6 protein-coding genes and 1 pseudogene are annotated in these 6,209 nt (G+C 66.0%); 4 read left to right on the forward strand and 3 right to left on the reverse strand.

All coding sequences use genetic code 11. The features are described from left to right. Both AC1DYI_RS24070 and AC1DYI_RS24075 read left to right on the forward strand, forming a co-directional pair. Positions 1-339 (forward strand): annotated as a pseudogene (locus AC1DYI_RS24070) (TIGR03364 family FAD-dependent oxidoreductase); the annotation flags it as partial. Between the two features lie 6 nt (positions 340-345). Beyond that, positions 346-1,221: a LysR substrate-binding domain-containing protein gene (locus AC1DYI_RS24075; protein ID WP_477206664.1), complete on the forward strand. Its 876-nt coding sequence runs from the start codon at positions 346-348 to the stop codon at positions 1,219-1,221. Positions 1,222-1,277: 56 nt separating this feature from the next. On the opposite strand, the gene AC1DYI_RS24080 is transcribed toward AC1DYI_RS24075, so the two are convergent. The 3 genes from AC1DYI_RS24080 to AC1DYI_RS24090 form a co-directional block, all read right to left on the reverse strand. Further along, entirely contained in the window at positions 1,278-1,688 is a 411-nt protein-coding gene (locus tag AC1DYI_RS24080; RefSeq protein WP_477206665.1) for a hypothetical protein, read from the reverse strand. Between the two features lie 232 nt (positions 1,689-1,920). After that, positions 1,921-4,164, reverse strand: coding sequence for a xanthine dehydrogenase family protein molybdopterin-binding subunit (locus AC1DYI_RS24085; protein WP_477206666.1), 2,244 nt, complete (start codon positions 4,162-4,164; stop codon positions 1,921-1,923). Positions 4,165-4,166: 2 nt separating this feature from the next. Continuing rightward, complete coding sequence (locus AC1DYI_RS24090; RefSeq protein WP_477206667.1) at positions 4,167-4,628, reverse strand: (2Fe-2S)-binding protein; 462 nt, start codon at positions 4,626-4,628, stop codon at positions 4,167-4,169. A gap of 298 nt (positions 4,629-4,926) precedes the next feature. Here AC1DYI_RS24090 and AC1DYI_RS24095 point away from each other — a divergent pair, with 298 nt between their 5' ends. Both AC1DYI_RS24095 and AC1DYI_RS24100 read left to right on the forward strand, forming a co-directional pair. Continuing rightward, positions 4,927-5,499, forward strand: a complete 573-nt coding sequence (locus AC1DYI_RS24095; RefSeq protein WP_477206668.1) for a TetR/AcrR family transcriptional regulator — start codon at positions 4,927-4,929, stop codon at positions 5,497-5,499. 45 nt (positions 5,500-5,544) lie between these two features. Then, the coding region (locus AC1DYI_RS24100; RefSeq protein ID WP_477206669.1) for an SDR family oxidoreductase at positions 5,545-6,209 on the forward strand (665 nt) is incomplete at its 3' end.

Below are 6,209 nucleotides of genomic sequence, written 5' to 3' on the forward strand. Positions count from 1 at the left end.
GTCCAGGCCACGCAACCTGCCTTGCTCGAACACGGCATCCACCTGATCGTTCAGCAGGTGGGGCAGGGGGGCGAGCTGATCATCGGCGATTCGCATCACTACGGCGCCACGCCGGGGCTGTTTCAACACGAGACCGTCGACCAACTGATCCTGGCCGAGGCCAAGGCGCTGCTGCAGCGGCCACTGCGCGTGACCGAACGCTGGCAAGGCATCTACGCCAGCGGGCCGCGCCCGTACGAGGTGCTGCATCCGGCACCCGGCGTGCGTGCCGTGGCCATCACATCGGGCGTGGGCATGAGCATCGCGCTGGCGCTGGCTGAGCGGCACCTGGGTGGTTGAACCGCAATGTTTGTCACCCAGCTGAAAGCCTTCTTCGCGGTGGCGCGCCTGGGCAGCGTGACCCAGGCGGCGAAGCAGCTGGCGATCAGCCAGCCGTCGGTCACCGCGCAGATCCGCGCGCTGGAGGCGCACTACGGCGTCGAGCTGTTCCACCGCCAGGGCGGCCGGCTGCGCCTCAGTGACGAAGGCATTCGTTTGCTGCCCGCCGTCGACCAGCTGCTGCAGCATGAGATCAAAGTCGAGTTCGCGCTGCGCCAGGCCGGCGACACCTACCGCGGCAACCTGCGTGTCGGTGCGACCGCACCGTACTACGTGCTGGACATCCTGCAGCGCTACCGCGAACGCTACCCGCTGGTCGAGACCAGCCTGAGCGCCGGCAACTCGCAGCAGATGATCGACGCGCTGCTCGAATCACGCGTCGACATCGCCACTTCGTCGCATCTTGAGACCGACAAGCGGCTGCACCGCGCCGTGCTCGGCGAAGACCCGCTGGTGTTGATGCTGCGCCGCGACCACCCGCTGGCGCAGCGCCGGCAACTTGGGTTGGGCGATCTGGCCGGATGCGACCTGATCCTGCGCGAACGCGGCTCGATGACGCGTCGCCTGACCGAAGAGGTGCTGGAGAAGGCGGCCGTCTCGCCCCGCAACGTGACCGAAATCGCCAGCCGCGAAGCGATCCGCGAGGCTGTGCTGCGTGGTCTGGGCGTCAGCCTGTTCGCCCGGCACGAGGCGGCCGCGCACGCAGAGCTGGTGGTGCGGCCCTTCGTGGATGAGATGCCATGCGTTGTCGAATACCTCTACTGCCTGCGGGAGCGACAGGCATCGCGCCTGATCGCCGCGTTTTTGCAGGTGGCGGGCGACGTCGAGGCGCAGGCCGATTAGGGCCTGCTTCGTCTTGTCGCGTGGCTTCTCTCAGCGTGAGGCCGCGATGTACCGGCTCAGTGCGTGGGCATCAGCTTGCTGACCCATTCGCTCTTCGCCTCGTCGAAGCGGTACGTCATCAGGAAACGCACGGTCTCCATGTTGACCTGTTCGCGCGTCAGCTTGCTCATGTCGCGCGCGGCGCCCATGGTCACCCAGGTGCCGGTCGGTTCGTCGAAGCTGTGCATGCGCAGCCAGTCGTCGCGCATGGCCAGCACCTCGGAGCGCGACTTCACGCCGGTGGGCGGCTCCATGTTGGACTTCAGCACCCATTGGCCGGTGAGCTCGTCCCAGTGCATCAGCCTGAGGAAGGTTTCGCGGTCCATCTTGACCTGCTCGCGGGTGAGCGGGCCGTCCGCATAGGCCAGGCTGCCGAAGGTGGCCAGTGTGCTAACGAGCAAAAGGGTGATGCCAATCTTGGTCTTCATGGGAAGGTCTCCAAAGGAAATGTTGAAACGATGAATGCGACGCACTGCCTTGGTGTCGTGGGGCACTTCCCCCGCCTTCAGCCGGCCGCTAGCAACGTAGTCGCACGAGTCGTTTCGAACTTACAGGCGCAGGCTGCGACGGGTTTCCGTTGCTCTCCCGCACAGGCCTGCACAGTGCATTCCTTTAGATCAGCCACAGGCTGCCCGGCCTGGTTTGCTTGAGCCCTCCCGCTCAGACAAAGTCGACGAACTTGCTGAACGGCATCTCGCGCAAACGCTTGCCCGTGACGGCGAAGATCGCAGCGGCCAGGGCCGGCGCTGCCGGGGGCACGGGCGGCTCGCCCACGCCGCGCACGCGCGGTCCGTTCTCCAACCCTCGCACGACGATCTTCGGACACTGGTCCAGGCGCATGCCCGGGTGCAGCGGAAAGTTGGTCTGCTGCGCCATGCCGTCGGCGTAGGTGATCTCGCAGTTCATCGCATGCCCCAGCGCCCAGACCACCGCGCCCTTGACGTGGTTGTCGAAGTTCACCGGATCGACGACACGGCCCACGTCCACCGCGACGAAGACGTTGTCGATGCGAATACCTTTGTCCGTTTTGGTGACCTCCACGACCTCGGCCACCGGTACGCCGAAGCTTTCGACGAAGGCCAGCCCGCGCCCACGGTTGGGCTCGAGCTTCGCGCCCCAGTTCGACATCTGGCCCACCGCTTCCAGCACCTTGCGCGAGACCTCGTGGTTGCACAGGCGCAGTCGCTCTTGCAGCGGGTCGGCGCCGGCGGCATGGATGAGCTCGTCGAGCAATGCGTTGGCGAAAAAGCCCTGCGAGGACGCGCCCACCGAGCGCCAGGAACTCGTGGGGGCGAGCTCCGGCACCTTGTAGGCCCGCATGCGGAAGTTGGGGATGGCGAAGGGCTGGTTCCAGGCGCCGGCAGCGATCTGGCCGTCTGCGCCAGGTGGCCGGGCCTGACCCAGGCGCGCCGACTGCGAGGCTGATGAGCTGACGGTGGCGACCTGCAGGTCATAGGCGTCGACCTTGCCGTCCTTGACCACGCCCTTGCCGCGCGCCATGCCGATCTGGCGCGGGAAGTCGTGTGCGAAATCTTCCTCGCGCGAGTAGGTGAGCTTGACCGGCGTGCCGGGCATCTGCTTGGCGATCTCTGCGCACAGCGTGACGTTCTCGAACTCCAGCCGATGGCCGAAGCTGCCGCCGGCGTATTGCTGGTGAAAGCGTACCTGCTCAGGCTTGTGGCCGGTGACGGCCGCCACCTTCTGCTGCACGAAGCGCGGCATCTGGTGGGCGACCCACACGTCCACGCCGTCCGGGCCGACCTTGACGATGGCGTTCAGCGGCTCCAGCGGCTGGTGCGCCACATAGGGCGCCTTGTACTCCGCCTCGATGACCTGGCCTTGCGTCAGGGCCTGCTCGACGTTGCCGTCGTGGCGCCATTCCTTGTCCAGCCGCTCGGGTGTGAAGCTGGCGGCGACCGCGGACCAATGCCCTTGCATGTCGGCCGGGTAGGGGGCTGGCCCCCAGTCGCACTCGATGGCCTTGACGGCCTGGAACGCGCGCCAGGTGTTGTCGGCGATCACTGCGACGCCGTTGGTGACGGGGACGATCTTCTTCACGCCGCGCAGCGTCTTGGCCTTCGCGTCGTCATAACGGTTGAGCTTGCCGCCCTGGCGAGGGTTCACCTTCACGGCGGCGTGCACCATGCCTTCCATCGACAGATCAAGGCCGTAGCGCTGCGTGCCGGTGGATTTGGCCACGATGTCCAGGCGCTGCACCGGCTTGCCGATCAGGCGCCATTGCGAAGGCTCGCGCAACGTCACGTTGCTGACCGGCTCCAGCGTCGCGGCGAGCTCGGCCAATTCGGTGTACTTGAGCTCCTTGCCATCGGGCAGTTGCACCGCGCCATGGGCCGTCTTCAACTGCGCCACGGGCACGCCGGTCTTCTTCGACGCTGCAAGCTTCAGCGTCTCGCGCGCGACGGCACCGGCTTCGCGCAGCTTGTCGAAGCTGTCGGGCACGGTCGATGAGCCGCCCGTGACCATGACGCCCATGACCTTGAACAAGCCGCCCATCGCGCCCCGCATGGTTTCGGCCTGGAAGCTCGTGTCGTGCGACAGAAAGGGCACCTGTTCGCTGGCCAAAGCGCGGTTGTAGTAGGCCGGTGCCGGCGTGCCCGGCTCGATGCGGAACTGGCCGAACTCGATGTCCAGCTCTTCGGCAATGAGCAGCGCCTGAACCGAGTGGGCGCCCTGGCCCAGGTCGACGTGCGGGGTGATCAGGGTCACCGCGTCCTTGTCGATCCTGACCCAGGGGCTGAGGGCGGCCTCGCCGGGCTTGAGCCCTTCGCGCAGCGGGTTGGCGTGTGGCTTGCGGACCTGGTAGACGCCGAACACGACCCCGCCAGCGACGGCGGCAGAGCCGATGAGAAAGGTTCGACGCGCAATGGTGGCGACGCGGCCCATGCTCAGGCTCCCTTCAGGGTTTTGGCGGCGGTCTTGACCGCCTCGCGGATGCGAGGGTAGGTGCCGCAGCGGCACAGGTTGGCGCCCATCGCCGTGTCGATCTCGGCATCGGTGGGGACGGCACGGGCATTCGCCAGGAAGGCGGCCGCCGTCATGATCTGGCCTGACTGGCAGTAGCCGCATTGCGCGACCTGGTGCTCGATCCAGGCCTTCTGCACCGCGTGCAGTGCCTCGGGCTGCCCGAGCCCCTCGATCGTCACGATGGGCGACGCCACCGCGCTGGCCGGCATGGAGCACGAGCGGACGGCTGCGCCCCCGATGTGCACGGTGCAGGCACCGCAGTAGCCGATGCCGCAACCGTACTTCGGACCGGTGATGTGCAGCTCGTCCCGCAGCACCCACAGCAAGGGCATCTCGGGCTCGACATCGACCTCATGGTCATGCCCATTCACGTTCAACTTCATCGCGGCTCCTTGCGTGGCGGATCCAGGTGACAGGCAGGCGGCAATGGTTTCGATCTTCCAGCTGCCCTTCGCTTGGGGGGCGAGCTTACACGAATACAAATTCTCTTAAAAGGGATTTTTCGTTCGGATGCTCGCCGGGGCCAGCAGAGTCCTTTGTCGGCCATTCGCGCAACATCGTACAGAGGCTTGTGCTCATGGTACTTGTCGGTGGCGACAAGTTCTGATCGTAATCCTCGAAGTCCAAAGTCGCCACTTTTCTACTTGTAGGCGAATATTTATTCGTCTATTCTCTCGTCCCATGAAGCCGAAAGACGAGAAAAAGCTGGACGCCGTGGTGGCCGCAACCTGCCGCATGGCGGCCGAGCGCGGGCTGCTTGGGCTGACCCTGGGCGAGATCGCCAAGGCCGCCGGCATCGGCACCAGCACGCTCTACGTCTACTTCGCCGACAAGGAGGCGCTGTTCAACGAGGTCTACCGCCGCGCCAAGCGCGAGGCGATGGATTTCTACGGAGGCGAGATCGATCCGGGCGCCCCCGTCAAGAGCCGGGTGCGCAACGTGTGGAACCGGATGCTGGACCACCGGCTGCGGCGCCACGACGAGGTCAGCTTCATGGAGCAATTCATCGGCTCGGCCTACATGACCGAAGAGGTCCGCGCCTACACCAACAAGCTCGGGGAGGGGCTGCTGCACATCGTCACCGAAGGGCAGCAGCAAGAGATCCTGAAGACCATCCCGGTCCCGTTCCTGGCCTCGTTCTTCATCGGGTCGGTTCGCGAAACCGCGCGGCTGATCCGCGGGGGAGCGATCACCGACGGCGAAGACAGCCGTGCGATCGCGTTCCAGCTCTGCTGGGACGGCATCCGCGCCTGAGTTCTCGTCTTGTTTGACATCCCTTTTCTGAAAGACGCTACCGCCATGTCTGCCGAATCGTCCCCCGTCGTCCTCATCACCGGCGCCTCGTCCGGCATCGGCCTGGCCGCCGCGAATCTGTTTGCTGAACGCGGGTGGCGCGTGGCCGCCACCATGCGCAAGCCCGCCGACGGCGCGGCGCTGGCCGAGCACCCCGGGCTCAAGCTGCTGCCGCTGGACGTGACCAATGCCTCTTCGGTTACCGCGGCCGTTGCCGCCGCGCTGGAGGCATTCGGCCGCATCGATGCGGTTGTCAACAACGCTGGCTACGGGCTGTTCGGTCCTTTCGAAACAGCGAGCGACGAGCAGATCCAGCGCCAGTTCGCCACCAATGTGGAAGGCGTCTTTGCCGTGACCCGCGCCGTGCTGCCGACCATGAGGCGCCAGGGCAGCGGCACGATCATCAACGTCGCCTCCCTCGGCGGCCTGATCGCGCTTCCGTTCTACTCGCTGTACAACGCGACCAAGTTCGCCATCGTCGGTTTCACCGAGTCGCTGTCCTACGAACTCGCGCCGCTGGGCATCCGTGCCAAGTTCATTGCACCGGGTGGTGTGGCCACCGAGTTCGCGGGCCGATCGCTCGCGCGCACGTYCGCAGACGGCGAGCACGCCTATGGCGACTCGTTGTCCAAGGCGATGGCGGCGATGGGTGCTCGACGCGGCAACTACTC

The sequence above is a fragment of the Ideonella sp. P3_A4 genome (assembly GCF_056403075.1).